The organism is Mucilaginibacter sp. P4_A11 (genome assembly GCF_056402535.1).
In genome coordinates, this window is sequence record NZ_JBFUHE010000005.1 from 146,127 (window position 1) to 172,993 (window position 26,867).

General features: G+C 40.9%; 23 protein-coding genes. 13 read left to right on the forward strand and 10 right to left on the reverse strand.

What is annotated here, in order from left to right:
• The first annotated feature begins 91 nt into the window (after positions 1–91).
• Both AC1DUD_RS11835 and AC1DUD_RS11840 read left to right on the forward strand, forming a co-directional pair.
• On the forward strand, positions 92–559 hold the full coding sequence (locus AC1DUD_RS11835) for a hypothetical protein (RefSeq protein ID WP_477374853.1): 468 nt from the start codon (positions 92–94) through the stop codon (positions 557–559).
• Between the two features lie 285 nt (positions 560–844).
• Positions 845–2,617: a hypothetical protein gene (locus tag AC1DUD_RS11840; protein WP_477374855.1), complete on the forward strand. Its 1,773-nt coding sequence runs from the start codon at positions 845–847 to the stop codon at positions 2,615–2,617.
• Here AC1DUD_RS11840 and AC1DUD_RS11845 read toward each other — a convergent pair.
• Positions 2,614–3,480 carry a fructosamine kinase family protein gene (locus AC1DUD_RS11845; RefSeq protein ID WP_477374857.1) on the reverse strand — a complete coding sequence of 289 codons (867 nt, stop codon included), beginning with the start codon at positions 3,478–3,480 and terminating at the stop codon, positions 2,614–2,616. The genes AC1DUD_RS11840 and AC1DUD_RS11845 overlap by 4 nt on opposite strands.
• A gap of 93 nt (positions 3,481–3,573) precedes the next feature.
• Between AC1DUD_RS11845 and lepA the strand changes: the two genes are divergently transcribed.
• Entirely contained in the window at positions 3,574–5,361 is a 1,788-nt protein-coding gene (gene lepA / locus AC1DUD_RS11850; protein ID WP_477374859.1) for a translation elongation factor 4, read from the forward strand.
• 385 nt (positions 5,362–5,746) lie between these two features.
• The gene (locus AC1DUD_RS11855) at positions 5,747–6,628 is read left to right on the forward strand and encodes a tetrahydrofolate dehydrogenase/cyclohydrolase catalytic domain-containing protein (RefSeq protein WP_477374861.1); all 882 of its coding nucleotides are present in this window, start codon (positions 5,747–5,749) and stop codon (positions 6,626–6,628) included.
• A 73-nt stretch (positions 6,629–6,701) separates the two neighbouring features.
• Here AC1DUD_RS11855 and AC1DUD_RS11860 read toward each other — a convergent pair whose 3' ends face one another.
• The 3 genes from AC1DUD_RS11860 to AC1DUD_RS11870 all read right to left on the reverse strand — a co-directional run bounded on the left by AC1DUD_RS11860 (position 6,702) and on the right by AC1DUD_RS11870 (position 8,598).
• A complete protein-coding gene (locus tag AC1DUD_RS11860) occupies positions 6,702–7,034 on the reverse strand; it encodes a Rieske (2Fe-2S) protein (protein WP_477374863.1) in 333 nt (110 codons plus the stop codon).
• Positions 7,031–7,753, reverse strand: a complete 723-nt coding sequence (locus tag AC1DUD_RS11865; RefSeq protein ID WP_477374865.1) for a hypothetical protein — start codon at positions 7,751–7,753, stop codon at positions 7,031–7,033. Before AC1DUD_RS11865 ends, AC1DUD_RS11860 begins: the two co-directional genes overlap by 4 nt.
• Before the next feature lie 80 nt (positions 7,754–7,833).
• On the reverse strand, positions 7,834–8,598 hold the full coding sequence (locus AC1DUD_RS11870) for a hypothetical protein (RefSeq protein WP_477374867.1): 765 nt from the start codon (positions 8,596–8,598) through the stop codon (positions 7,834–7,836).
• A 309-nt stretch (positions 8,599–8,907) separates the two neighbouring features.
• On the opposite strand from AC1DUD_RS11870, the gene AC1DUD_RS11875 reads away from it, so the two are divergent.
• The 3 genes from AC1DUD_RS11875 (at position 8,908) to AC1DUD_RS11885 (ending at position 12,191) form a co-directional block, all read left to right on the forward strand.
• The gene (locus AC1DUD_RS11875; RefSeq protein ID WP_091206038.1) at positions 8,908–9,531 is read left to right on the forward strand and encodes a 7-carboxy-7-deazaguanine synthase QueE; all 624 of its coding nucleotides are present in this window, start codon (positions 8,908–8,910) and stop codon (positions 9,529–9,531) included.
• A gap of 38 nt (positions 9,532–9,569) precedes the next feature.
• The gene (locus AC1DUD_RS11880) at positions 9,570–11,474 is read left to right on the forward strand and encodes an OmpA family protein (RefSeq protein WP_477374870.1); all 1,905 of its coding nucleotides are present in this window, start codon (positions 9,570–9,572) and stop codon (positions 11,472–11,474) included.
• Positions 11,475–11,537: 63 nt separating this feature from the next.
• Positions 11,538–12,191 carry a carbohydrate-binding protein gene (locus tag AC1DUD_RS11885; RefSeq protein ID WP_477374872.1) on the forward strand — a complete coding sequence of 218 codons (654 nt, stop codon included), beginning with the start codon at positions 11,538–11,540 and terminating at the stop codon, positions 12,189–12,191.
• A 53-nt stretch (positions 12,192–12,244) separates the two neighbouring features.
• Here AC1DUD_RS11885 and recQ read toward each other — a convergent pair whose 3' ends face one another.
• Entirely contained in the window at positions 12,245–14,437 is a 2,193-nt protein-coding gene (gene recQ, locus AC1DUD_RS11890; protein WP_477375112.1) for a DNA helicase RecQ, read from the reverse strand.
• A 261-nt stretch (positions 14,438–14,698) separates the two neighbouring features.
• On the opposite strand from recQ, the gene AC1DUD_RS11895 reads away from it, so the two are divergent.
• Positions 14,699–15,784: a mannose-1-phosphate guanylyltransferase gene (locus tag AC1DUD_RS11895; RefSeq protein ID WP_477374874.1), complete on the forward strand. Its 1,086-nt coding sequence runs from the start codon at positions 14,699–14,701 to the stop codon at positions 15,782–15,784.
• A 110-nt stretch (positions 15,785–15,894) separates the two neighbouring features.
• Here AC1DUD_RS11895 and rlmB read toward each other — a convergent pair whose 3' ends face one another.
• On the reverse strand, positions 15,895–16,668 hold the full coding sequence (gene rlmB, locus AC1DUD_RS11900; RefSeq protein ID WP_477374876.1) for a 23S rRNA (guanosine(2251)-2'-O)-methyltransferase RlmB: 774 nt from the start codon (positions 16,666–16,668) through the stop codon (positions 15,895–15,897).
• 305 nt (positions 16,669–16,973) lie between these two features.
• On the opposite strand from rlmB, the gene dnaB reads away from it, so the two are divergent.
• Positions 16,974–18,542, forward strand: a complete 1,569-nt coding sequence (gene dnaB, locus AC1DUD_RS11905; protein WP_477374878.1) for a replicative DNA helicase — start codon at positions 16,974–16,976, stop codon at positions 18,540–18,542.
• Between the two features lie 79 nt (positions 18,543–18,621).
• On the opposite strand, the gene chrA is transcribed toward dnaB, so the two are convergent.
• Together chrA and AC1DUD_RS11915 are read right to left on the reverse strand one after the other, a co-directional pair.
• A complete protein-coding gene (chrA, locus tag AC1DUD_RS11910; RefSeq protein ID WP_477374880.1) occupies positions 18,622–19,821 on the reverse strand; it encodes a chromate efflux transporter in 1,200 nt (399 codons plus the stop codon).
• 99 nt (positions 19,822–19,920) lie between these two features.
• Positions 19,921–20,262: a tetratricopeptide repeat protein gene (locus AC1DUD_RS11915; protein ID WP_477374882.1), complete on the reverse strand. Its 342-nt coding sequence runs from the start codon at positions 20,260–20,262 to the stop codon at positions 19,921–19,923.
• A 45-nt stretch (positions 20,263–20,307) separates the two neighbouring features.
• On the opposite strand from AC1DUD_RS11915, the gene AC1DUD_RS11920 reads away from it, so the two are divergent.
• From AC1DUD_RS11920 to AC1DUD_RS11935, 4 genes are all read left to right on the forward strand, one after another.
• The gene (locus AC1DUD_RS11920; RefSeq protein WP_477374884.1) at positions 20,308–21,045 is read left to right on the forward strand and encodes an electron transfer flavoprotein subunit beta/FixA family protein; all 738 of its coding nucleotides are present in this window, start codon (positions 20,308–20,310) and stop codon (positions 21,043–21,045) included.
• Between the two features lie 29 nt (positions 21,046–21,074).
• On the forward strand, positions 21,075–22,052 hold the full coding sequence (locus AC1DUD_RS11925) for an electron transfer flavoprotein subunit alpha/FixB family protein (protein ID WP_477374886.1): 978 nt from the start codon (positions 21,075–21,077) through the stop codon (positions 22,050–22,052).
• 22 nt (positions 22,053–22,074) lie between these two features.
• Positions 22,075–22,674 carry a bifunctional nuclease family protein gene (locus AC1DUD_RS11930; protein WP_477374888.1) on the forward strand — a complete coding sequence of 200 codons (600 nt, stop codon included), beginning with the start codon at positions 22,075–22,077 and terminating at the stop codon, positions 22,672–22,674.
• A 217-nt stretch (positions 22,675–22,891) separates the two neighbouring features.
• Entirely contained in the window at positions 22,892–24,151 is a 1,260-nt protein-coding gene (locus AC1DUD_RS11935) for a nucleoside permease (RefSeq protein ID WP_477374890.1), read from the forward strand.
• Positions 24,152–24,283: 132 nt separating this feature from the next.
• Here AC1DUD_RS11935 and AC1DUD_RS11940 read toward each other — a convergent pair whose 3' ends face one another.
• On the reverse strand, positions 24,284–25,003 hold the full coding sequence (locus AC1DUD_RS11940; protein ID WP_477374892.1) for a ThuA domain-containing protein: 720 nt from the start codon (positions 25,001–25,003) through the stop codon (positions 24,284–24,286).
• Positions 25,004–25,147: 144 nt separating this feature from the next.
• The gene (locus tag AC1DUD_RS11945) at positions 25,148–26,857 is read right to left on the reverse strand and encodes a GMC oxidoreductase (RefSeq protein ID WP_477374894.1); all 1,710 of its coding nucleotides are present in this window, start codon (positions 26,855–26,857) and stop codon (positions 25,148–25,150) included.
• Positions 26,858–26,867: the final 10 nt, after the last annotated feature.

Sequence of the window (26,867 nt, forward strand, 5' to 3'; positions counted from 1 at the left end):
CTTTTGAAATTATTTTAAAAAGCATCGGCAAATATGATTGTCGGTGCTTTTTTTATGCTATTATTGTATATCAATAACCTTTATTAACACCATGAAAACCTATTACTTAGCATCTATTGTATTGCTTGTGCTATCCTCGTGCAGCAATCCTCCAAAACAAACTACAGAAGCTACTCAACCTGGCGATAAGCTCGACGGAACCTGGCACCTGATATCAAGCAAAAGTATCGCGAAGGGAGATACGACAGTAACTACACCGCCGAAAGATCAGGAAATGTTTAAGATGTTTAACGCCACCAACTTCGCCTTCTTTACGCATGACCTGGTACGTGGTAAAACAGCCAAGCCAGTTTATTCGTCGGGAGCGGGCACTTATACCCTATCTGGCGACGATTATACCGAACACCTGGCCTATTGCGACGCCCGCGATTGGGAAAACAAGGATTTCAAATTTAAGCTCACTATCAAAAATGACACTTTAATTCAAAAAGGAATTGAGAAAATAGATAGCCTCAAGGTAGATCATGAGATTATTGAAACTTATGTAAAAGTTAAATAAGTTATAAAACTATATTTTTAAAATGAGGCTGCAGCATCAATGATCAGCCTCATTTTTTTTGACTTATTCAGCTACTTAGCGATATATAGTTTGGGATTGACTCTACTAATAAAAGGGGGTTAACAGGGTTAACACAATCCAGGGTTAACACTTACATAAATAGCTAATAATCAATTAATTGTGTGTTTTTCATGCAAAGAACATGTAAACCCCCTTTTTGCATACATATTATCGGCTAAATTTCAATTCATAGGTAACAAAATACCAAGGAGGGCAATTGAATTTATGACACATCCCCCCTTGGCATTTTATCTCATCGGCTATATCGAAATCCATAATTATACTTCACACTTTTGGCAGCAACTGCGCTTTGATGTAATAGTTTTTATAAATCTTAATTATATTGTAGCTTATGAGCTCAAATCAAAAGGCGATATGACTATTTTATTGCATTGTAAAACACTGATAACCTTATCATTATTCACCTTATCGCTCAATCGCTGCCACACAAATAAAACAGATAGTCTCAAAAAAAGCGCAGAAACAGTAACAACAAAGAAGTCAAATACACAGCAAGCAAAAATACCCTTAAAAAACATGTTCGGGATAAATGCTTATGAATGGAACTTTTTACAGGATCCTGCAAACCCCAACCTCAAGAGCACCATTTACGAAAAAAACATGTTGCTCATAAAATCTTTTAGTGGCATAAGGCATTATCTTAACTGGGGGCGTATGGAAGGTACAAAAGGTAGCTATACTTTTAGCCCTGCCCATGAAGGCGGCTGGGATTATGATCTTATCTATACACGCTGTAAGCGGGATGGCATTTTTGTTTTGGCAGATATAAAAACATGCCCACCATGGTTAATTGAAACCTATCCTAAAGATTTGCGGGATAATGAGAATGCTCCGCTCCCATACGGTTCAAGCAAAGCCGATCCGGCAAGTTACGTTGACCAGGCGTATATGGCTTTTCAGTTTGCAGCAAGGTATGGTTATAATGCTAATATTGACAGATCATTAATTAAAGTCGACACAAGTACAAGATGGACAAACGATCCGCCGAACAAAATAAAGGCGGGAATGGGGCTTATAAAATATGTTGAATGTGATAATGAGCGCGATAAATGGTGGAAAGGCCCGGCAACAAAGCAAACCGCCGAAGAATATGCGGCCAACATGTCGGCCTTTTACGATGGAGATAAAGGCAAGCTGGGCAAAAATGCCGGTGTAAAAAACGCAGATCCTAACATGCAGGTTGTAATGGGTGGATTAGCTACGGATGATGTTAATTTTGTAAAGAAAATGGTTGAGTGGTGCCGTGTAAACCGCGGTTACCATACCGATGGTAGTATTGACCTTTGTTTCGACATCATTAACTATCACTATTACAATAATAACGGAAACATTTTGACACATCAATCGGCCACCTTCGGTCTCCCTCCTGAACTTTCTATGGCTGGCCAGATTGCCGATTCATTTGTTCAATATGCAAATTCTTTGGTTAAACCTATTCCTGTGTGGGTAACAGAATCGGGATATGATATTAACCAGGGAAGTTATCAGAAAGCGTTGCAAGTAGGTCGCAAATCACCAAAAGACACCCAGGGAGATTGGATTTTAAGGACATCCCTGCTCTATATCAGGCATGGCATACAGCGGGTGTTCTACTATCAGCTTTTGGATGATACCCCAAATGCTGATGTTCAGTATGCTACATCCGGTTTAGCTGAAAATGGTAAGCGCCGGCCAGCTGCCGATTTTATATTACAAACATCAAAATTAATGGGTGCCTATACATATGCCGGAACTATCAACGCTGATCCGCTGGTTGATAAGTATATATCAGGAACACAAACCACATATGCACTTACCATACCCGACTTTAGGGCCCGTATCACTACATACACCCTTGATCTCGGCACTCCCAAAGCAAATATCTACACTTTAAAAACAGGCGCAGACGAAGCTGTGAAAATCCAGGTAAATACAGTTGACGGTAAGTTAACTGTAAATGTATCTGAAACGCCAACCTTTGTACAGGGTACAAACTAAACAAATACCGAAAGGTTTTCCCTCACCTGTTTGGCGTACATACCGCCAAACAGGTTTACATGAATCAACAAGGGATACAGGTTCCAAAGCTTAAGTCGCTGCTGCCAACCCGGTAGCAAAGGAAATTCCTGGCTATAAGCTTCGTAAAAGACATGATCAAAAGCACCGAAAAGCGTGGTCATTGCCATATCAAACTCTCGGTTGCCATAACTAACCGCCGGATCGATGAGGTAAGGTTTACCTTCGGTGCTAATTAAATAGTTGCCGCCCCAAAGGTCGCCGTGAAGTAATGCCGGTGGTTCTTCTGTAAACAGATCGGGGAGTTTCTTACAGAGCTCGTTAAACTGATGCATATCGCTTTTAACAAGTTCTCTTTTATCCACCGCTATTTTAACCATTGGTTGCAACCTTTCTTCAATAAAAAATTGCGCCCAGCTATCATGCTGCCTATTGCTTTGATGGAGCGATCCCATATAATTATCGGCCTCAAACCCAAATCGCGCCGATGTAGTACGATGCATTTGAGCAAGCAGACGTCCCAACTGTTGCGATGATGTTCTGCTGCTTTGTCCCACTTCAATCCATTGCAATATGAGATAACTTTCGCAGTCGGTATCACCCTGTAAAATAATCTCTGGTACAGCTATTACATTTGTATTACGGATAGCAGCCAAACCTCTTTCCTCGCTTTCAAACATACCCGGAAATTTATGGCGACTATTTTTTTTAACAAAGAAATTGCCCAATGTGGTTTGTAAACGATAGGCCTGGTTAATATCGCCTCCGGCAACGGGGGTTATTCTCTTAATTTTGGCATTCAACCTAAGTTCAATATCATTTATTACATCTGCCGATACAGTCATTTCGCCTGGATATTATTTAAATTAAACATTTCAAAATAGTTAATTTATTAGCCGATACAAATTATCGGTTTAAAAAGTTATTTTTGCGGTTCAATGGAGCACATTCGTAATTTTTGTATCATAGCACACATCGACCACGGCAAAAGCACACTTGCTGATAGGTTATTAGAATATACTAACACCATAACGCAGCGCGAGTCGCAGGCACAATTGCTTGACGATATGGATCTGGAGCGCGAGCGCGGTATTACCATTAAAAGCCATGCCATACAAATGGACTATGAGCTTGATGGGCAAAAATATGTGCTCAACCTGATTGATACCCCCGGTCACGTAGATTTTTCATATGAAGTATCTCGTTCTATCGCGGCCTGCGAGGGTGCTTTACTAATAGTTGATGCAGCACAGGGCATACAGGCTCAAACTATTTCAAACTTATACCTTGCTTTAGAGAACGACCTGGAAATTATCCCGATCCTTAACAAAATGGACCTTCCCGGCGCTATGCCCGAGGAAGTAAAAGACCAGATTGTTGACCTTATTGGCTGCAAACGCGAGGAGATCCTTGCCGCGTCAGGTAAAACAGGTATGGGGGTACACGATATTCTTCGTGCTATTGTTGAACGTGTTCCTGCTCCGGTAGGTGATCCCAAAGCTCCGCTGCAGGCCTTGATATTCGATTCGGTATTTAACTCATTCCGTGGTATCATTGCTTACTTTAAAGTAGTTAACGGAGAGATTCGTAAGGGCGATAAAGTAAAATTTGTTGCTACCGAGAAACAATATCTTGCTGATGAAGTTGGCACGTTGAAATTACGTCCGCTGGCTAAAGATGTGATCAAAACGGGCGACGTAGGTTACATCATATCAGGCATAAAAGAAGCAAAAGAGGTTAAAGTAGGTGATACAATTACCCAGGTTGACCGTCCTTGCGAAGTTGGGATCCAGGGTTTTGAAGAGGTAAAGCCAATGGTATTTGCCGGTATTTACCCTGTTGATACCGAGGACTATGAAGAGCTGCGCGAATCAATGGCCAAACTGCAGTTAAATGATGCTTCATTGGTATTTGAACCGGAATCATCTGCGGCATTAGGCTTCGGCTTCCGTTGCGGCTTCCTGGGCATGCTTCACATGGAGATTATCCAGGAGCGTTTGGAGCGTGAGTTTAACATGACGGTAATTACTACCGTACCCAACGTATCATACGTAGCTCATAACACCAAAGGCGATGAGTTTATCGTAAATAACCCATCCGACCTTCCTGATCCAAGTAAAATTGATTTTGTTGAGGAGCCATATATCAAAGCAACGATCATTACTAAATCTGAATTTGTTGGCCCGGTAATGTCGCTTTGTATCCAAAAACGCGGTACCATTACCAATCAATCATACCTGACATCTGAACGTGTTGAGCTGATCTTCGAGATGCCAATGGGCGAGATCGTATTTGATTTTTATGATAAATTAAAGACCATTTCAAAAGGCTATGCTTCTTTCGATTATCATCAGATTGGTTACCGTCAATCTGACCTGGTAAGACTGGACATCCGCTTAAACAGCGAACCTGTTGACGCATTGTCATCACTTATCTTCCGCGGTAACTCATACGATTTTGGTAAAAAGATCTGTGAAAAGTTGAAAGAACTTTTACCGCGTCAGCAGTTTGAGATCATTATCCAGGCCTCTATTGGTGCCAAGATCATAGCCCGCGAAACGGTGAAAGCTTTACGTAAAGACGTAACAGCCAAATGTTATGGTGGTGATATCTCCCGTAAACGTAAACTGTTGGAAAAACAGAAACAAGGTAAAAAACGCATGCGCCAGGTAGGTAACGTTGAGATACCACAATCGGCATTCATGGCAGTTTTGAAGTTGGATTAAGCCCCGGTTCCTTTGATGGGAAGTGAGGGTGAGTAAATTGATATATTCTGTATAGGTTAGTTACATATTTTACGATAAAAGGGCTTGTTAAATACATTTATTTAGGAGACTTTGTTTATGGTAAATGGATTGTGTACGATGCCGGAGAACCGAAATATTACATTGATGCTTTGAATAAAAAGGCAGATTCAAATAAAATTATATTTGAAATGCTCCTGAATAATAAAACGGAAACCATTGAAAGTATCATTAGCAAAATCAATCAAAATCAAGGATTAAAATTATCCCTGGATAGCAGGCCTTTTATAAAAGTACGAGTAAAATCAGAGTCGGTAGATTTAAGTTTGCCGCCCTTACCTGATCACTTCGTTAAAAATATCTAACAATGCAGCTTTTAGACGGAAAATACGTATCAGAAAAACTTAAGATTGAAATAGCTGAGGAAGCAGCTAAAATATTGGAGAGAACCGGCCGCAAGCCACATTTGGTTGCGGTTTTGGTTGGCCACGATGGTGGCAGCGAAACTTACGTTGCCAGCAAAATGAAGAATTGCGAGAAAGTAGGCTTCAAATCATCGTTGGTACGTTATGAAGATGACGTTACTGAAGAAGAGTTACTAAAAAAGGTAGAAGAATTAAATGCAGATCCTGATATCGACGGCATTATTGTACAGCTTCCGTTACCAAAACATATCGACCCAGAAAAAGTAACCGAGCGTATCGATCACCGTAAAGATGTTGATGGTTTTCATCCGGTTAACTTAGGCCGTATGCAGCGTAATCTACCCTCATTTATTCCGGCAACGCCTTATGGTATCACTTTAATGCTTAAAGAATACGGTATTGAAACAGCCGGTAAACATTGCGTAGTGGTCGGCCGCAGTAATATTGTTGGTTCGCCAATGAGCATCCTGATGGCACGCAACACTACTCCAGGTAACTGCACGGTAACCATTTGCCATAGCCGTACACCTGATATCAAAAAATTCACGCTTGATGCGGATATCCTGGTCGTTGCTATTGGTAAAAAGAATTTCATTACTGCCGATATGGTAAAAGATGGTGTTGTAGTAGTTGACGTAGGTATGAACCGTGAAACCTCGACCACAACCAAATCAGGCTTTAAGCTTTATGGTGATGTTGACTTTGACAACGTAGCACCAAAATCATCGTGGATCACCCCGGTACCGGGCGGTGTTGGCTTGATGACCATTGTTGGTTTGCTTAAAAACACTTTGGCTTCGGCTAATAAAGAAGTTTATAAATAGTGAGTGGTTTATTGGGTTGATTAGGTGAGTGGTTCTCTTTTTTTAACCATTCACTTAATCAACCGCTCACTACTCATCTCCCCATCAACTTATCCCAAACGGAGTTTACGCCAACATAAACGCCGTCATCTCTCATTTCAACCGGGTAAGTTTCAATAAAATCATTTTGCCCCTCTCCTCCTTTACCTGTTTCCAGATCGTAAGTATAGCGATGATACGGACAAACGATTAGTTTTCTGACACACAAACCTTCACTCAAATCTGCACCTGCATGCGGGCATTTGGCCGATACCGCATAGAGTTTGCCATCAAAACCTACCAGGCAAATACTTTTACTGCCAGCTTTTGTCTTTTTTATGAATGGTTTTCCAATCTCAATTATGCCCGAAGCTTTATACCATTTCATTTATAGAATGTACTAATTGATGAATTTAGATCGCGATAACCCTGGCCAAAATTAAATTTTTCATAAATAATGCGTGACAATAAAATTTTAACCGGCAGGGCCTCCCTAAATTCTTTTATATCATAGTGATAAACTAATACCTTGTTATCAGCACTCCACTCAAAAGCAAGTTTTTCTAATGGATGACGATATGCATCGTCGTCATCGTCGCCAAAATGTATCGCATAGTCATAGTTGCTGGATTCAAAATCAGGCTGGTGTGTTATACGCAAAAGCTCTCCGGTAATTTCAAAATCAATGTTAAAATTATCTTCCTCATTCAGGCATAGTCTAAACTTTCTAATTCGCCTTTCATACAAATCAAACAAAGCTTCGTCAATTACCTGGCTATCATTAAAATATTCAATAACCCGATCTCTGCTTAACTTTTCAAGTGCCAGTTTTCTTTCTGCTATATTACGTTTATAAAAACGTCCGGAATCAGTATTTTCGAAACGGCTCATCCATTCTATCGAGCTTTCAATATCTCGTTTTTTATTAAAAAGAGGATCTCTGAATTGTTTTAATGTATTAAGATGGCTATTCAAACGCCAAAGGCCTTCCTGCTGATAATGGGCATACAAGTAATCATATTCAGCCAGGTTTTCTTTGATCGACAATTCAAGTAATTGCTTTTCACTTTCAAAATATTCAATAATTTGATCAAGGTCAGATTTCATGAGCACAAGTTATGTACTGCAAATTTCAAAATCTAATATTATTCAAATATTTCTAAATCTTAATATGGGGTAGCAGATCCTTAAAAATCAATTTTTAGGTTCATCACATTCGGATTTTTGATCACTTCATCCATACTGGTAACAAGCGTAACTTCCCTCCTGTCGGCCGAGAGCATAGCCTTTGAGTTATTGATCTTTTTTACCGGGTGGGCAAACCTCAGGATCACTTTATAAGGCATGTCGATAAGCATTGCCTTGGCCATCATAAAAGTAGCCCGGGTTTTCTTTAAAAAAGCGTTGAATTTAACTTTATCAATTATGCGATAAAATCTATGAGGGGTTATGTCGTACGAATAATAATCCTGCCCGCCTACCATTTGCCGCGCATCAAATGGTTTATTGGTTTTATCCGTAGTAGTTATAGCACTGATTTGGGTATTGAGCGCTATTTTAGATACATTTTGCAAATAATATTGCAAATCGGCAGCGTTTTTTGCCGTATGATTAAGTGTTACTTTCATAACACTCTTTTTAAGGTTCATATTGACTGTTAGCTCACTGCTTTTGGCCATTTCAATTTCCTCTGCTTTCAACTTTTGCTGAGCGCTATCGGGTATTGCACTGTAAAAATTAAGTGTTGTATCCTTGACTAAACTAAATTGAGGGGTTTCCTTAACCGAATCAGACATCAGGTTAACCAGTACTGATACAGCCCTGCTCATATCAAAAGCATAAGCAACCTTACAGGTTCCATCGCTTTTGAAATCGTAATGTTCTTCTATATCCACACATGAACTAAAACAAAGCACTACCATTAAAATTAAAGGAAAGTAAAGTTTTTTCATCTCCGGATATAAAATTAAGCGTTACCGATACAGTTATAACATTTTACGAAATTAAGGCTAATTGGTTATCTTGAAATTAAAAGTAATAATAACAATTATTAATGAAAATAAAAAAGGTGAAAGGATAAAGGTAAAAGGTAGTTTAGCGTGTTACTTATATTATAGAGGCTACTTGGTGGTGATGGCAAAACCTTTCGCCTTTTACCTTTATTCTTTCACCTAAAAACAACTTCCATATTAGTGTAACCTTTTAGCTTTCGGCTTTCAGCTTTCACCTATCTTTCAGTACCTTTGCACCCTTAAATAACTATGGCACACCAAATACCAGACGACGGCACGTTGCTTCCTTTAATGGAAGAGTTTTATACGATACAAGGGGAAGGGTACAACACAGGTAAAGCTGCGTATTTCATTCGCCTTGGTGGCTGCGATGTAGGTTGCCATTGGTGCGATGTTAAAGAAAGCTGGGATGCCGAACTGCACGCACTCACTGCAGCCGATACTATTGTAAGTAATGCGGCCCTTCATCCGGCAAAAGCTGTTGTTGTAACTGGAGGCGAGCCCCTTATTTACAACCTTGATTATTTAACTCATCAGCTGCACGAAAAGGGAATAAAAACATTCATTGAAACTTCAGGCGCATACCCGCTTTCGGGCGATTGGGATTGGATCTGCCTTTCACCAAAAAAATTCAAAGCGCCTACACCTAACGTGGCCGAAAGCGCCCATGAGTTGAAAGTAATCGTTTTCAATAAGTCAGACTTTGAGTGGGCCGAATATCATGCCAAAATGGTATCGCCTGATTGTAAGCTTTATCTGCAGCCCGAATGGTCAAAGTCAAAAGAAATGACCCCGCTTATTGTTGATTATGTAAAGGAAAACCCGCAATGGGAAATTTCACTACAAACACATAAGTATCTGAATATTCCATAATCTTTGTAACTTACGATATTAATTATCCTAAGTTATAAATGAAAATTGCAGTATTATTGGTGCTTGCATTGTGTTTACCTGCTTTGCTTTGCGCCCAGCAGCCAAACAGGTATTCGTCATCCAATAAAGAAGCTGTAAAATTTTTTGTTAGCGCCTATCAAAATCTCGATGAACATCTTTATGATGAGGCTATTCAAAATTCACTAAAAGCCATTGGTGAAGATTCAAAATTTATAGAGGCACATTTATTACTTGCCGACTTATACCGAATGAAACGGATGTATAAGCCTGCTGTTGAACAGTATGTTAAAGTCATTTCACTGAGCCCTGAGTTTAACAGGGGCGCATATCTTAAAGCCGGTGAAATGGAAATTCACAGTGCAAGCTATACACAGGCCCAGCAGCATCTCGAAAAATACCTCACCTATCCCGACCTTAGTTCTGAAAATATCACGTATGCAAAAAAAATGCTTGCCGACGCTAAATTCAGCATCCAGGCTATGACTCACCCGGTACCCTTTAAACCAATAAATATTGGGGCTGAAATAAACACTGCTAACGATGAATACCTTCCGGTTGCGACTGCCGACGAAAACACTTTAATATTTACCCGAAAAATTAATAACAACGAAGATTTTTATAAAAGTGAGAAAACAAATGGAAAATGGAGCACTGCCACTTATCTAAGTAATCAAATAAATACTGAAAAATATAATGAAGGTGCTCAATCCATATCACAAGACGGCAAATATCTTTTTTTTACTGGTTGTAACCGCCCCGATGGTTTGGGCCGTTGCGATATATATATAGCTCAAAAAAAAGGCAATGATTGGGGAAAACCCGTTGACCTGAACCCACCGATAAACACATCGGGCTGGGAATCTCAGCCGTCTATAAGCGCCGACGGACGCACACTTTATTTTATAAGTAACCGCAAAGGGGGATATGGAGGTTATGATATATGGAAAAGTACGCTGGGCGAAAAAGGATGGGGCGAACCAGAAAACCTCGGCCCTAATGTTAATACTCCATATAACGAACAATCTCCGTTTATTCACCCTGACGATAGTACGCTTTACTTCAGTAGCGATGGCTGGCCGGGTTTGGGCAGTAAAGACCTATTTGTTAGTCGATTAGGAAATGACGGCAAATGGCAAAAGCCCGAAAATCTGGGTTATCCCATCAATACCAGCGATGATGAGGGGGGCCTATCATTAACTGCTAATGGGGATTATGCTTTCTTTTCGTCAAATAGTTTAAACGGTTTTGGCGGCTATGACATATATAAGTTTGAACTCCCGATACATATACGGCCTCGGTTGGTTACTTATGTTAAAGGCTTCGTAAAAGATATTAAAACAAAACAGCCTCTTGAAGCCGCTGTTGAGATCATTGATCTTGACACCAATCAACCCGTTTACCAGGATTACAGCGACGAGGATCAGGGCGATTTTTTAGCCACGCTAACATCTGGCAAAAATTATGGGCTTAATATTTCAAAAAGCGGTTACTTGTTTTATTCAGAAAACTTTTCGCTTAAAAACTACAAAACCAAAAATCCTTTTAACATTGTGGCCTTGCTATCGCCTATTGAAATCGGGAATAAGGTGATACTTAAAAATATCTTTTTCGATACCAATAAATATGACCTTGAAAAGGAATCAAAGGCAGAGCTTATCAAACTCATAGAGTTTTTAGGTGTAAATCCAACCGTACGCATCGAAATTTCCGGTCATACCGATAACGTAGGCAATCACCAGGGAAACCAGGTGTTATCCGAAAATAGGGCTAAGTCTGTTTATCAATATCTTACATCAAAAGGCATTGCTCCTGCCCGCCTTGTTTATAAAGGCTATGGCGAAACACAACCTTTAGCGCCCAATACAACAGATGAAGACAGGGCTAAAAACAGGCGTACAGAGTTTATGATCATAACTAAATAAGCTTTTTACAATTTACACACCATATTTTCTTTACCTTGGTTTAACTCCAATTGTAAACCTTAAATGAGAAAAACATTCCTGATCATTACTGTTACGGCATTAGTTTCATGTGCGTTTATTTATAAAAATATTGGTAAACCATGGCAGGGAAAAATGCAGCAGCTCCCGGGAAGGCTGGAATGCGAATATTATGATGAAGGCGGCGAGGGAGTTGCCTATCACGATACCGATAGTATAAACAATGGCAGCGGAAAACTTAACTCTGCAAACGGCACATTTTTAAACGAATTCAGGATGCGCGAAGGCGTTGACATTTCCTATACCAAGACAGGCAATATCGATAACAATCCGTACAGTAAAGTTCCCCGGGATCTTAACAAGTTCTATGTTGGCTGGACACAGCCAGGCGAATGGATCAATTATACCGTCAAAGTAAATAAAGCGGGCACCTACCTTATCGGAGTATTATATACATCAAATGGAGATGGAGCAATTTCGCTTGATATTGACGGCAAGGATGCCACCGGACCGATGAAGATAGCTTCAACACATGATAGCCGTGATACCATACCATGGCGGCAATGGCACCATTGGAATGCCTCTGACTCTATTGGTTCAATAACGTTAAGCAAAGGCGTACATGTACTAACTCTCCATATAGTTGCTAACGGCAATATGAACCTTAACTATATCAATCTCGGAACGGTAACAAAATGAAAAGCCTTCAGAATTTAATCCGAAGGCTTCTTGTATTTAAAAGTCTTAAACTGTTAGTTCCCTAACTCCGACATGAATTTAATACGCATTAACTGCACCTCTTCGCGGGTATAATCATCGCTGCCAAGTTCGGCTAAAGCTTCATCAATAGAGTCGGCTTCGGCAGTGCGGAAATAATCAAATACCTCTTCCTGCTTATCCTCGTCAATTACCTCATCAATATAATAGTTAAGATTAAGCTTGGTTCCTGAGTTAACAATAGTTTCAACCTCTTTCAAGATCTCCTCATAAGTAAGCCCCTTTGAAGCAGCTATATCATCAAGGTTTAAATGCCTGTCGATATTTTGAATAATGAACACTTTAAGCGCCGATTTATTGGCCGCGCTTTTGATCACCATATCGATTGGCCTGTCAATATCATTATCCTCTACATATTTCTGGATCAGATCTGTAAAAGGTTTACCGAACTTCAGCGCCTTACCTGCACCAACACCCGAAATTTGTTTAAGCTCTTCGGTATTAATAGGGTAATGGGTACACATCTCCTCTAAGGATGGATCCTGGAATATCACAAACGGAGGCAGTCCTTTTTGCTTGGCCAGCTTTTTACGCAACTCCTTAAGCATTTGCAAAAGCTGAGTATCAAGCGCGCCGCCACTTTGTTTTGGCCCGTCATCATCACTGTCATCATCAGTAGCTTCCATTATTTTGTTTAAAACAAAACGGATGCTATGCGGATTCTCAATAAAGCCGTTACCGCTTTTAGTAAGCCTTAAAAGTCCGTACTGATCAATATCTTTTGAAATATAATTATTGAGCAAAGCCTGCCTTAAAAGTGAATTCCAAAGATTTTCACCTAATTCTTTGCCCGAACCATAATAATCAAGCTGGTCATGCTCATAATTTTTGATCTGCGCATTTTCCTTACCCATTAATATGCTGATGATATGATGGTCGTCAAACTTCTCGCCAATATGCTTGATCAAACTCAACGCCCTGTGCAGATGTTCTTCACCATCAAAATGCTCCTTGTGAGTACAGCAGTTATCGCACATGTTGTTACAGCCGGCTTCATTAAAATTTTCGCCAAAATAATGCAACAGCTGTTTACGACGGCAAACCGACGACTCGCAATAATCAATCACTTCCTTCAGTATCTGAGTACCTATTTCGCGTTCTGAAACAGGTTTGTCTTTCATGAACTTCTGAAGTTTATCAATGTCCTTTTCTGAATAAAAAGATACACAAACACCTTCTCCGCCGTCGCGCCCGGCCCGACCGGTTTCCTGGTAATACCCTTCCATGCTTTTAGGCACATCGTGGTGTATTACGTAGCGAACGTCAGGTTTATCAATCCCCATACCAAATGCTATAGTGGCAACAATAACATCAACATCTTCCATCAGGAATTTGTCTTGTGTATCGGCACGCACTTTAGGATCAAGGCCGGCATGATATGGCAGCGCCTTCACCCCGTTTAGATTAAGAACCTGTGCTACTTCCTCAACCTTTTTGCGGCTGAGGCAATATATAATTCCAGATTTTCCCTGGTTTTGCTTTACAAATTTTACAATCTCTTTTATAACGTTACGCTTGGCCCTTACCTCGTAAAAAAGGTTACCGCGGTTAAATGAAGATTTAAATACGGTAGCATTATTCATTTGCAGGTTTTTTTGAATATCCTGCTGAACTTTAGGGGTGGCTGTGGCCGTTAAGGCTATGATAGGGATGTTTTCGCCGATGTTACTGATCACTTGCCGTATTTTGCGGTATTCGGGCCTGAAATCATGCCCCCATTCCGAAATACAGTGCGCTTCATCAACCGCAACAAATGATACATGGTTCAAGCGTAGGAAATCAATATTTTCCTGCTTGGTTAACGATTCAGGTGCTACATACAATAACTTTGTTTTTCCTGCCAGTACATCTTCCTTAACCTTGCCTATTTCTGATTTTGTAAGTGATGAGTTTAAAAAGTGGGCTATACTATCTGATCCTCCAAACGCCCTGAGCTGATCTACCTGGTTTTTCATCAGGGCTATCAGTGGTGAAATTACGATTGCCGTGCCATCACTCATTAAGGCCGGTAACTGATAACACATCGATTTGCCGCCCCCGGTAGGCATAATAACAAATGTATCATTACCAGCCAGGATATTGGTTATTATCGCTTCCTGCTCTCCCTTAAAATTATCAAACCCGAAAAAATTCTGGAGATTGTCAAATAGCGATTTCTTTGTTTCTATCATTATTTTAACAAATTCTTAAATTGTATTTAAAAGTTTAAAGTAACAAAAATTTCTAAATAAACGCTGGATTTACTTTTAAATTTTATGTAAAAATGATGATTAAATGAAAAACAATTTCTTTACTTGACCATTTAAAGAACCAGACAAATTTGCAGTTATGAGTACTAATAAATTATTTAGGTACACTTAATGGATAATTAACAAATTATTACACATTTTTACGGTCGATATACCAAATTAAAATTTCTTTACTTTCTCATGAATAAAAACTATTATGCGATAATTATGGCTGGAGGGATTGGGAGCCGCTTTTGGCCGATAAGCCGTACTTCGCACCCAAAACAGTTTATAGATATTCTTGGAACAGGTAAAACCTTAATACAAAACACCTACGAACGTTTCCTAAAAGTATGTCCGAAAGAAAACATATACATTGTTACTAACGAAAACTACACCAAGCTTGTTAAACAACAGCTTCCCGATCTGGAGGATCAGCAGATCCTCACCGAACCGGTAATGCGTAACACGGCACCCTGCGTTGCCTACGGCTGTTTTAAAATTGAAAGCCTTAACCCTGATGCTGCCATTGTTGTGGCCCCTTCTGATCAGCAGATCCTGGATGAAGAAGCTTTTGTTACCGCTATCGAAAAATCGCTGCAAACCGCAGCCTCAAATGATTACCTGATAACCCTGGGCATTAAACCATCAAGGCCTGATACTGGTTATGGATATATTCAATACACCGATAACGTTATCAACGATGACTTTCATAAGGTAAAAACCTTTACAGAAAAACCAACGCTTGAAATAGCTAAAACATTTATCCAAAGCGGCGATTTTTTATGGAATGCCGGTATTTTTGTTTGGTCGGCAGGAGCTATTGTAAAAGCGTTTAGCCAGTTTCTTCCCGAAATGCATGAAATATTTGCTGACGCGAGGCCTGTTTATAATTCGGATGAGGAGAAGGCTTACGTTCATAAAGCATACCAGCAATGTATTAACATATCGATAGATTACGGCATTATGGAAAAAGCCGATAATGTATATGTATTGCCTTCAGATTTTGGATGGAGCGATCTGGGCACGTGGGCATCAATATATGACCTGGCGGATAAGGATTATGTAGGCAACGCTGTTATCCCTGCCGAAAAAGTGATCATGTATGACTCATCAAATTGTATGGTAAATGTGCCAGGCGAAAAGCTGGTGATATTACAGGGCCTGCATGATTTTATTGTTGTAGAATCGAACAACTCCCTCCTCATTTGCCCCCGCGACCAGGAGCAAAACATCAAGCAGGTTGTGGCTGATGTAAAAAGTAAGTTTGGGGCAAAGTATATTTAGTTATTTAAGAGTTGTTGATTAGGTGAATGGAGAGTAGTTACTTCTTGTTCATCTAATCAACAACAATATTTAACAGCACTAGTGCATTCTAATACCCAGCTAATCAGCTATTAACCAGTCACCGACGTCGACCGTTGTCTAATCGCCTCGTATAAAATCACCCCGGTTGATACCGACACATTTAACGATTCTATTTCGCCAAACATCGGTATTTTGGCCAGGTGATCGGAAATGCGGATGATCTCATTACGGATCCCATCTTCTTCCGAACCCATAATGATAGCCGTAGGCGCGGTGTAATCAGGTTTGTAAATATTGTCCTGCGTTTTTTCGGTACAGCAAACCAGTTGCAGGCCCGATTCCTGCAGAAAACGTACGGTTTGCATAAAATTATCATGGCGGCAAACAGGGATCTTGTATAAAGCGCCTGCCGAAGTTTTAATAGCGTCAGGATTGATCTGGGCCGAACCTTTGGCCGGTATTACGATTGCGTGCGCACCTGCGCATTCGGCAGTACGGGCAATAGCCCCCATGTTCCGAACATCGGTAACGCCGTCTAAAACCAAAATCAAAGGTATTTCACCTCTCTCAAATACCTCGGGGATAATGTTCTCTATTTTTTGATAAACAATCGGTGAAATTACCGCTATAACTCCCTGATGATTTTTCTGAGTGATACGGTTAAGTTTTTCAACGGGAACCTGTTGTGCCGTTATCTGGTACTCGTTCATTAACTCTTTAAGCTCCTGGATCAGGCCGCCGCTAATGCCCCTTTGTATAAATAATGCCTCGATCTCCTTACCTGAACGGATAGCTTCCACTACCGCCCTGATACCAAAAACCATTTGATTGCTTTCGCGCTGAGGCCTTGAATTAAATGCCATTTTATGATTTGAATTTTGGCAAAAGTAGCTATATTAATTGATTAAGCCCTTATTGAACTGATAACCCTTTTGGGTTTAACAGGATTTGAGTGCGGATGCTATCAACATTTCAAAACTTTATTAACATTGGTTCAATTACCTGAAAATCAAACCTTCCATATTTCGTTAAAAAGTTATCCACACTCGGGTGTTTATTAAAAACCTTTAAATTATCACCCTGTGTATGATTATTTTAAAATGCCGATACACTATGTTAGGTGTTTACTTTGCCGGCCGACGCATTTTTTGTATATTTTTGTACCCTTATGAGTTTTGAGAATAACAACCAGTATAACAAGCCGAACACATTTGAACGCCGTAATAGGATCACCAATCCAACTCCTTTCATTGCAGGTGGCAAATTGCAACCGCAAGCTACGGATTTGGAAGAGGCCGTTTTGGGCGCACTTATGCTGGAGAAAGACGCACTTTCATCAGTTATTGATGTTTTAAAACCCGAAGTTTTTTACCAAACCAATCACCAGAAAATTTTTTCTGCGATAAAACTGCTGTTTGAAAAAACACAGCCTGTAGATATCCTAACTGTAACTGCCGAATTGCGCAGGTTAGGCGACCTTGAAATGGTTGGTGGAGCCTATTATATCACTGAGCTTACCAGCCGCGTTGCTTCGGCGGCCAATATCGAGTTCCACTCACGGATCATCATTCAGAAATTTATCCAGCGGGAACTGATCCGTATCTCCACAGAGGTGATCAATAGCGCTTATGAAGATACAAGTGACGTATTCGACCTGCTGGATATGGCCGAAAAAAACCTGTTTGAGATTGCACAGAGTAATTTACGCCGTGATGCCCGAAATATGGACGACCTTGTTCATGAGGCTCTCCGGGATATTGAAGCGCTGAAAGATAAAAAAGACGGCTTAACAGGTGTAGCCTCTGGTTTTACCAATCTTGACCGGATGACCTCAGGGTGGCAAAAATCAGATTTGGTGATTATCGCGGCTCGTCCGGCGATGGGTAAAACAGCCTTCGTACTAACTTGCGCCCGTAACGCTGCGGTTGATTTTGACAAACCGGTTGTAGTGTTTTCTTTGGAGATGTCCTCAGTACAGTTGGTTAATCGTTTGATAGCCGGTGAAGCGGAAATTGAGCAGGAAAAAATACGAAAAGGCACACTTGAAGAGTGGGAATGGCAACAAGTACACTCTAAGATAGGCCGGCTTGAAAAAGCTACCTTCATTATTGATGATACTCCTGCCTTAAATATCTTCGAGTTCAGGGCAAAATGCCGTCGACTTAAATCGCAATATGATATCCAGTTAATCATCATTGACTACCTGCAGCTGATGCATGGCAAATCCGACGCTAAAGGCGGAGGTGGTGGTAACCGGGAGCAGGAGATCAGTAGCATTTCACGTGCTTTAAAGTCAGTTGCCAAAGAACTCAGTGTACCGGTTATTGCACTTTCGCAGTTAAGCCGTGCGGTTGAAAGCAGGCCAGGTAACTCCAAAAGGCCAATGCTTTCAGACTTACGTGAGTCGGGCGCTATTGAGCAGGATGCTGACATGGTTCTGTTCCTTTATCGACCTGAATATTATGGCTTAACTGAAGATGAGGACGGCAACCCAACCCAAGGCGTAGGTGAAGTAATTATTGCCAAACACCGTAACGGTGAAACGGGTACAGTGCGACTGAAATTTGTTGGTAAATACGTTAAGTTCACCAACCTTGAAGAAGGTATGGATGGCTTCCCTCCTCCCGCAGGTAACGCTTTCGCAGGCCTTGCTCCTTCACAGGATTTTGAGAAGCAAAGCAACTTCATCATCCGTCCTTCAAGAATGGACGATATTGATGATGAGCCGCCATTTTAATCTCATTTCGGATGTGGGATTTTCGATTTCGGATTTATTTAAAGACAAATATCCGAAATCGAAAATCCGAAATCCCAACTTAAAATATCATCCCCAAAGCCACACCGATAATGATCAATATCGGTGTTTTTATTTTGGTAAAATGCAGCACCAGGAAGGTGCCGGTCATTAGTACGTAAGCCATCCAGTTTAAGCCAAAGGGTTTTACCAATAAGATCAATGCAGTTGCCATAAAGCCTACTGCTACGGCATTTATACCACTCAGGGAATTTTTTATACGTGTTATCTTCTTCAGATCTTCCCAAAAGGGAACAATAAAAAGGATCAGGATAAGGCCCGGTGTATTGATACCAATAACAGCAACAAGGCTACCTATTATTTGGCCCCAAATGCTGTAGCCTTTGTTGCCAAGCGTAATCCCGCCCAAAAACGATGTAAATGAAAATGTAGGTCCGGGTAAAGCCTGCTGCAAGGCATAACCCGATAAAAACTCCGACCGGCTTAAATAATGCTTAACCTCAACAAATTCGGTATACATAAGCGGCACAAGTACCTGCCCTCCTCCAAAAATAAGGATGCCATTTCGATAAAAGTTTTCAAACAAACGGATTGGTAAGCTGAATGGTGAAGTTTGATTTACTACTGAACCCAAAGCTGCAAAGAAAAGCAGGATACCAATAAAGTAAGCCACCTTATTAGGGTTCACGTTCGAATATAGCTTTACCCTCAATTCGTTTTCATGTTGCTGAGTTTCCATAGCCGATGATATAATACCGCCAAGTAATATCAGTATCGGGAAAGCATATGCATTTTGAAGGATCAGTGTCACGATCAACGACCCAATAGCAAGCATGGTGCTGATCCTGGTTTTCAAAAATTTATTGGCAAACGTGTAAGTGGCGTAAGCAACTATGCCAACAGCCATAGGCTGTATATAACTGATTACATGTGCAAATTTGGCCTTGTTGGCAAACATATTATAGCTGATAGCAGCCATGCACATAATAATAGCTGAAGGCAGGATCCAGATCAAAAAGGTAATAATAGCCAGCCTGAGCCCCCCCACTTTCCAGGCTATTCCTACAAGTGTTTGGGTTGATGACGGGCCGGGCAAAACCTGCGATAAGGCGTTGAGCTCCATTAGTTCATCCTCAGTAACATACCTTCGCTTCTCAACAAATTCGCGCAGCAATACCGCAATGTGGGCTTGCGGCCCGCCAAAAGCGGTAAAAGTGTATATCAGCACATCCCGAAGGAATAAAAGTTGCCGTTTTTTCATTTTTGTGTTTGCAGATAGTTCATAGATCATGATTCATGGAGAAATCGGGTATGGAAGTTACTATGAATTGTCAACCGTGAACCTAAAAACCATCAACTACTAATAATCGTCATCGTCTTCTTCAAATCCCATCGCCTGCCTGTATACGGCCTGCAACTCAGAAAAAGCATGGTTATCACGCTTTTCTTTGGTCACTTTCATGCCGTTTTCGTAGATTTTGATGGCATCATCCTTACGGTTTAAAGCCTCATAAAGTTTGCCTAAATGATAATAGGTACCAGTATAACCGGGGTGGTTATTCACCAGATCTTCGTAATACGAAAGGGCCTTATCTGTCTCATTCAGACGCAGATATTCTGTTGCCAGGGCATATTTCAGAAACTCATCATCCGGTTCATTTTTTATAAATTCCAACAGCTTATTCAATCTGCTTAACTCCATTTTAAACTCTATCTTTTTTAACTAAATTTGCAAAAACCTATTGATATGAAGATTCTGGTATGTGTAAGTAATGTTCCTGATACCACCACAAAAATAACTTTTACTGATAATAACACGCAATTTAATACAAACGGGGTACAGTTTATACTTAACCCTTATGATGAAATAGCACTTGCGCGCGCCATTGAACTAACCGACGGCGGTAAAGGTACAGTAACTGTAATAAATGTTGGGGAGTCAAACACTGAAGCTACGATACGTAAAGCCCTGGCTATTGGCGCTACCGATGCGGTGCGAATAAACGCTAAACCGCACGATGCCTGGTACGTAGCCTATCAGGTTGCGCAATACGTAAAAGCAAACCCTTTTGACCTGATCCTGACCGGTCGTGAATCCATTGATTATAATGGCTCCAAAGTTGCTGGCATGTTGGGAGAACTGCTTGATCTGCCTTCGGTATCCATTATCAAAAAATTAGATTCTGCTGACACCGAAGCAACCGTTGAACGCGAAATTGAAGGCGGTAAAGAAGTTTTAACTATCCCCTATCCATTTGTAGCCGGTACTGCCGAAGGGGTGGCTGAACCCAAAATACCCAATATGCGTGGTATCATGTCTGCCCGAACCAAACCGCTTGCCGTGGTAGAGCCAGTTGAAGTAAAAACATTTTCGGAAATTATCAGTTATGAAACACCTGCCCCGCGCGGCCAGGTGAAACTTATACCTGCCGATGACACAGCCAAACTGGTTGAACTGTTGCATGCCGAAGCACGTGTTATATAAATTATGATCTAAATCACTAAGAGATAACTATGTCAGTTTTAATATATGCGGAAAATGCCGGGGGAAAATTCAAAAAATCAATTTTTGAAGCCGTTTCTTACGCCCGCGCCATTGCCGATCAAAATAACACTTCCCTTACTGCTGTTTCAATAGGCAATGTTGACAGCGCCGAATTAGCTTCATTAGGTAAATATGGCGCTGATAAAGTGCTTAATGTATCAGGTGATAAGCTAAAAGATTTTGTAAACCAGGCCTATGCCTCTGTTATAGCCGAAGCTGCTAAAAAAGAAGGCTCAGCTGTCGTGGTATTGTCCAACACCTTCTCGGGTCGTGGGTTGGCTCCCCGCATCGGTGTAAAACTGGAAGCCGGTGTTGCCGACGGTGCGGTTGCTTTACCTGATCAAACTGGCGGCTCATTTAAAGTAAAAAAGACGGCCTTTTCGGGCAAAGCTTTTGCAATCGTTGAGCTTACTTCGGCCATCAAGGTTATCGCGCTTGTACCTAACTCTTATAAAGTTATTGAAACAGGCGGTACAGCCCAGGTTGAGAATTTTAGTACTGAGACTAAAGCATCTGATTTTAAGGCTTTAATCAAAGAGATTGTTCGTTCAACCGATAAAGTTTCCCTTCCTGATGCCGAGATTGTTGTTTCCGGAGGCCGTGGCTTAAAAGGTCCTGAAAACTGGGGCATGATAGAAGAACTTGCCGAGCTTTTAGGTGCTGCTACGGCATGTTCAAAGCCGGTATCAGATGCCGGATGGAGACCACATAGTGAACACGTTGGACAAACCGGTATAGCTGTCAGTCCAAATTTGTATATTGCAGTCGGTATTTCAGGTGCCATTCAGCACCTGGCCGGGGTAAGTTCATCAAAAGTTATCGTAGTAATAAACAAAGATCCCGAAGCGCCGTTTTTTAAGGTAGCTGATTACGGGATTGTGGGCGACGCTTTTGAAGTACTCCCTAAATTAATAGCAGCCGTTAAAGAATATAAAGCTTCAGCATAAATACAGTGTGATGGGGAATAACATGAAAAAAATAAAGCTTGATATTGTAGGCTTATCATACAGTCAAACCCAATCAGGCGCATACGCACTTGTTTTGGGCGAAGTAAGCGGCCGCCGCCGTTTGCCTATCATCATAGGCAGTTTTGAGGCTCAGGCTATTGCTATCGAAATAGAAAAAATGACCCCAAGCCGTCCGCTCACGCATGACCTGTTCAAGAGTTTTGCCCAGGCATATCAGATTGAGGTGCAGGAAGTGATCATCTACAATTTAGTGGATGGTATATTTTACGCCAAACTGATTTGCGGTGATGGAAAACGCTCTGTAGAGATTGATGCCCGCACTTCTGACGCCATCGCCGTAGCAGTACGCTTTGACTGTCCTATCTTCACTTATGAATTTATTCTTTCAACTGCAGGCATTGTTATAGAAGGCAACGATTTTGTTTATCTGGAAAACATCAACGAAACGCCCGAAGAAAAATCGGTTAGCACATCGGTAAGTGGTTACGCCTCTATCAGCACTGAAGAGCTCAAGACCAAGCTCCAGGAAGCGCTTGCCGAAGAATCATATGAAAAAGCCGCCAAGATCCGTGACGAACTGAATAAACGGAAAGCATCGTGATGATTTTAGAATCCGGATTTTCGATCTCGGATCTATCTGGATGTTCTATTTTTAAAGAGTAATTTACAACATGAATAATATTTAAACAGAAACTCAATCCCGGGTTTCTGTTTAACAAGCGTAATTTCTGTAACTGTAGCTTTCTGATTTACATTTATTTCACTACTTTCCGTTTTTTAATTTAACACTGACTAAATTTATTTAAACCCGGCACCATATGAATATTAAGTTCCGCTTAATACTGATGAATTTTATGCAATTTTTTATCTGGGGGGCATGGTTGCTTACTGTAGGTGCCTACTGGTTTCAAAATAAAGGCTGGTCAGGAGCACAGTTTGGGGCAATTTTTTCAACCATGGGTATTTCATCGATATTTATGCCTGCAATTGCGGGCATAATATCAGATAAATGGATACACGCCGAAAAACTATATGGTGCATTGCATATTTTGGGATCAATAGTACTGTTTTGTGTACCAATGGTAACAAGTCCAACCGTATTTTTTTGGGTTATATTACTTAACATGCTCTGTTATATGCCAACGTTATCTTTATCTATAAAAATTGCCTATTCAGCTTTAAAAGACGAAGGTAAAGATGTAGTGAAAGTTTATCCTCCGATACGTGTGTGGGGAACAGTTGGATTTATTGCTGCTTTATTAGTGGTAGATGCAACGAAAAGCGAAACCAGTGCCAATCAATTTTATATTGCCTCTGCTGTAGCATTAGCGCTGGGTTTGTTTTCATTTACCCTGCCCAAATGTCCTCCGCTTTTGGGCAAAACCGGTAAAAAAACATTAAGAGATGCTCTTGGTTTAAATGCATTTGAGCTATTCAAAACACCCAAATTTGCCATTTTCTTTACCTTCTCACTACTTTTAGGTGCGGCATTACAACTTACAAATGCATATGGCACCACTTATATTTTAGACTTTGCAAAAGTCCCTGCTTATAAAGGTCTGTTCGCAGTTGAGCATTCGGGTGCGATCATCTCAATCTCCCAAGTATCTGAAACACTTTTTATTTTAGCTATACCTTTCTTTTTGCGCAAATTTGGTATTAAGAATGTGATGTTGTTTAGTATGCTTGCCTGGGTTTTACGCTTTGGCTTATTTGCATTTGGCGACCCTGCCAATGGTTTGTGGATGATCATTTTGTCATGCATTGTTTATGGCATGGCATTCGATTTCTTTAACATATCAGGCTCATTATTTGTGGAAACACAAACAACTCCTGAAATAAGAGGTAGTGCTCAGGGCTTATTTATGATGATGGTAAATGGCTTTGGCGCTTTTTTTGGAAGTATTGCAAGCGGTTTTATTATCGATAAATTTTTTATCCATGCTGATGGAAGTAAAGACTGGCACGGCATCTGGCTTACCTTTGCCGGTTATGCTTTGGTAATCGCTATTGTGTTTCCGTTTATATTCAGGTATAAACACAATAAGGCGCTTGTTGAAGCGATACAACATGCGTAAAGAACTATGAATCTTAGGATTTTGGGATTGCTATGATAGTTGTGATAGATAAAAAAGACGGCCCACAAATTTGCGGGCCGTCTTTTTTTATAACGAGGATCGTAGCAATCCTTAAATCCTAAAAATCATGGTTCAGTTTTTCCTCCCCATCGCATACTTAATTCCACCTAACAAGTGATTCAAATACAGCGGATCAGCATATGATTCATCAGTGTGACCAAGCTCGGTGTAAAAAGCCCTGCCGCCATCATAGTTATGATACCAGGCCATTGGATGATTATCACCATTTTCGCCGCCGGTATAACTTTTTTCGTCTATTTTGATCAGTACATGCAGGTCATCGCTTATCCATTTGTAGTTGTACCATTCGTCAAGTCGTTTCCAGGTTTCTGGCAGGTGTTTGGTTGCAATGAAATTACGGTCAACTACATTCAATATAGCTTCCTGTTGTTTACTCGGGTGACTTTTAAAATAAGCACCCACCAGTTTACCATACCACGGCCAGTTGTATTCGGTATCTGTTGCGGAGTGTACACCAACAAAACCGCCACCGGTTTTAATATATTGCTCAAAGGCAACCTGCTGGATATCATTTAAAACATCACCTGTGGTGCTTAAAAATATCACTGCTTTATATTGTTTTAAATTATCGACAGTAAACTTCTCAGCATTGGTGGTGCTATCCACATCAAAATTATTTTCCTGCCCAAGTTTGATTATTGCAGGCACTCCTACCGCTATTGAATTATGATGAAAGCCGGCTGTTTTACAAAATATCAATACTTTGTCTTTAGCAAATCCCTGGGTTATTGATGCGCCTATCAAGAGGCAAATGGTTAGTAGTTTTTTCATGGTTGGTGAGTGGTTGATTATGTTGATTAAGTGAGTGGTTATTTTATGTTTTGTAAATGGCTAATTGGGTTGATCAAGTAAGCGGTTGATTTTTAATAAACAGCTTTTAACCATTCACCAATCAACCGCTCACTATTCACCATATTATAAATTCCCTTTTTTCAATTCATCTACGGCAAAATGAGCGGCACGTGCCGTCATAGCCATATAAGTTAACGATGGGTTTTGACAGGCTGATGAGGTCATTGCTGCACCATCGGTAACAAAAATGTTTTTGGCGTCCCAAACCTGGTTGTTACCGTTCAACACCGAAGTTTTAGGATCACGTCCCATCCTTGCAGTGCCCATTTCATGGATGCCATCCCCAACGTTGTGCCCGCGGTCATGAATTTCAACGTTTTTCACACCAGCACTTTCCAACATAGCTTTGGCTTCCCTTGTAATATCAAAACGCATTTTCTTTTCGTTTTCCTTAATTTCGGCATCCATTGCTAAAATCGGCAGCCCCCATTTATCCTTGCGGGTTTTATCAAGGGTGATCTTGTTTTCATGATAAGGCAGCAGTTCGCCGAAACCGCCGATACCTATAGTCCACGGGCCTGGTTCAGTAAGTGCATCTTTATATTGAGCCCCAATACTATATTCAGCAATTTCCCGGCTCCAACCCATCCGGCTTGCAGCACCCTGGTAGCCGAAGCCGCGCAGGTAATCTCGCTTATCACCAAATAGGTTTGCAAAGCGTGGTACGTAAATACCGTTGGCCCGACGACCGTAATAGTATTTATCCTCAAAACCTTCAACCAAACCACTTGCACCAAGGTTGTAGTGATGATCCATGATATTGTGCCCAAGTTCGCCGCTGCTACTGCCTAAGCCATCCGGCCAAATGTCGGTAGCCGAGTTCATCAATACCCACGCGCTGTTCAATGCTGAGGCATTAACAAAAACTATTTTTGAATAATACTCATAGGTTTGGTTGGTTTCAGCATCAAGCACCTCTACCCCTTTGGCCTTTTTAGTATCTTTATCATATAATATTTTAGTAACAATAGAATACGGCCTAACGGTTAAGTTGCCGGTAGCCAAAGCAGCCGGCAATGTTGAGGATTGGGTACTGAAATATCCGCCAAAAGGACATCCCTCCCAGCACCTGTTCCTGAACTGGCAAGCCGTACGCCCGGGAATAGCAGCAGTTAAATTGGCCGTGCGACCGATAATCATATGTCTTGTTCCATTATAATTTTTCTTGATCCGGGCAGCCACATCTTTTTCCACCCAATTCATGTCCATTGGCGGCAAATAATGTCCATCGGGTAGTTGCGGTAATCCCTCTAAGGAACCACTAATACCTGCAAATTTCTCTACATGATCATACCAGGGTGCGAGGTCTTTATAACGAATAGGCCAATCGATAGCCCAACCGTCCTTAGCATTGGCTTCAAAATCAAAATCGCTCCAACGATAGCTTTGCCTTCCCCATAAAATGGAACGGCCTCCAAGCTGGTATGAGCGCCACCAATTAAAGGGTTTGATCTCGGTATAAGGGGCAGCCTGCTCATCTGTCCAGTAATCCATAATAGGTTCCGTGGCCCCCCAATTACGTGAAATTACAGGGCGTTGCTTACGCTGGGCTTGGGTTGGTGCACCAGCGTGATGGCGGTCCCAGGGATCCTGGTTAGCGGTTTTATAATCCTTGATATGCTCGAAATTCCGGCCTCGTTCAAGCATAATGGTTTTTAAGCCCAGTTCAGATAACTCTTTTGCCGCCCAACCACCACTAATACCCGAGCCTATTACGATAGCATCATAGGTATTATTAGCCTTGGCATTGCCGCTTACATTACTTAATGGCATATGTTTTAAA

What these genes read in the sequence shown, in the direction of transcription:
- AC1DUD_RS11835 (WP_477374853.1), top strand. Translation starts at nt 92, where the DNA reads ATGAAAACCTATTACTTAGCATCTATTGTATTGCTTGTGCTATCCTCG.
- AC1DUD_RS11840 (WP_477374855.1), top strand. Translation starts at nt 845, where the DNA reads ATGACACATCCCCCCTTGGCATTTTATCTCATCGGCTATATCGAAATC.
- AC1DUD_RS11845 (WP_477374857.1), bottom strand. Translation starts at nt 3,480, where the DNA reads ATGACTGTATCGGCAGATGTAATAAATGATATTGAACTTAGGTTGAAT.
- lepA (WP_477374859.1), top strand. Translation starts at nt 3,574, where the DNA reads ATGGAGCACATTCGTAATTTTTGTATCATAGCACACATCGACCACGGC.
- AC1DUD_RS11855 (WP_477374861.1), top strand. Translation starts at nt 5,747, where the DNA reads ATGCAGCTTTTAGACGGAAAATACGTATCAGAAAAACTTAAGATTGAA.
- AC1DUD_RS11860 (WP_477374863.1), bottom strand. Translation starts at nt 7,034, where the DNA reads ATGAAATGGTATAAAGCTTCGGGCATAATTGAGATTGGAAAACCATTC.
- AC1DUD_RS11865 (WP_477374865.1), bottom strand. Translation starts at nt 7,753, where the DNA reads ATGAAATCTGACCTTGATCAAATTATTGAATATTTTGAAAGTGAAAAG.
- AC1DUD_RS11870 (WP_477374867.1), bottom strand. Translation starts at nt 8,598, where the DNA reads ATGAAAAAACTTTACTTTCCTTTAATTTTAATGGTAGTGCTTTGTTTT.
- AC1DUD_RS11875 (WP_091206038.1), top strand. Translation starts at nt 8,908, where the DNA reads ATGGCACACCAAATACCAGACGACGGCACGTTGCTTCCTTTAATGGAA.
- AC1DUD_RS11880 (WP_477374870.1), top strand. Translation starts at nt 9,570, where the DNA reads ATGAAAATTGCAGTATTATTGGTGCTTGCATTGTGTTTACCTGCTTTG.
- AC1DUD_RS11885 (WP_477374872.1), top strand. Translation starts at nt 11,538, where the DNA reads ATGAGAAAAACATTCCTGATCATTACTGTTACGGCATTAGTTTCATGT.
- AC1DUD_RS11895 (WP_477374874.1), top strand. Translation starts at nt 14,699, where the DNA reads ATGAATAAAAACTATTATGCGATAATTATGGCTGGAGGGATTGGGAGC.
- rlmB (WP_477374876.1), bottom strand. Translation starts at nt 16,668, where the DNA reads ATGGCATTTAATTCAAGGCCTCAGCGCGAAAGCAATCAAATGGTTTTT.
- dnaB (WP_477374878.1), top strand. Translation starts at nt 16,974, where the DNA reads ATGAGTTTTGAGAATAACAACCAGTATAACAAGCCGAACACATTTGAA.
- chrA (WP_477374880.1), bottom strand. Translation starts at nt 19,821, where the DNA reads ATGAAAAAACGGCAACTTTTATTCCTTCGGGATGTGCTGATATACACT.
- AC1DUD_RS11915 (WP_477374882.1), bottom strand. Translation starts at nt 20,262, where the DNA reads ATGGAGTTAAGCAGATTGAATAAGCTGTTGGAATTTATAAAAAATGAA.
- AC1DUD_RS11920 (WP_477374884.1), top strand. Translation starts at nt 20,308, where the DNA reads ATGAAGATTCTGGTATGTGTAAGTAATGTTCCTGATACCACCACAAAA.
- AC1DUD_RS11925 (WP_477374886.1), top strand. Translation starts at nt 21,075, where the DNA reads ATGTCAGTTTTAATATATGCGGAAAATGCCGGGGGAAAATTCAAAAAA.
- AC1DUD_RS11930 (WP_477374888.1), top strand. Translation starts at nt 22,075, where the DNA reads ATGAAAAAAATAAAGCTTGATATTGTAGGCTTATCATACAGTCAAACC.
- AC1DUD_RS11935 (WP_477374890.1), top strand. Translation starts at nt 22,892, where the DNA reads ATGAATATTAAGTTCCGCTTAATACTGATGAATTTTATGCAATTTTTT.
- AC1DUD_RS11940 (WP_477374892.1), bottom strand. Translation starts at nt 25,003, where the DNA reads ATGAAAAAACTACTAACCATTTGCCTCTTGATAGGCGCATCAATAACC.
- AC1DUD_RS11945 (WP_477374894.1), bottom strand. Translation starts at nt 26,857, where the DNA reads ATGCCATTAAGTAATGTAAGCGGCAATGCCAAGGCTAATAATACCTAT.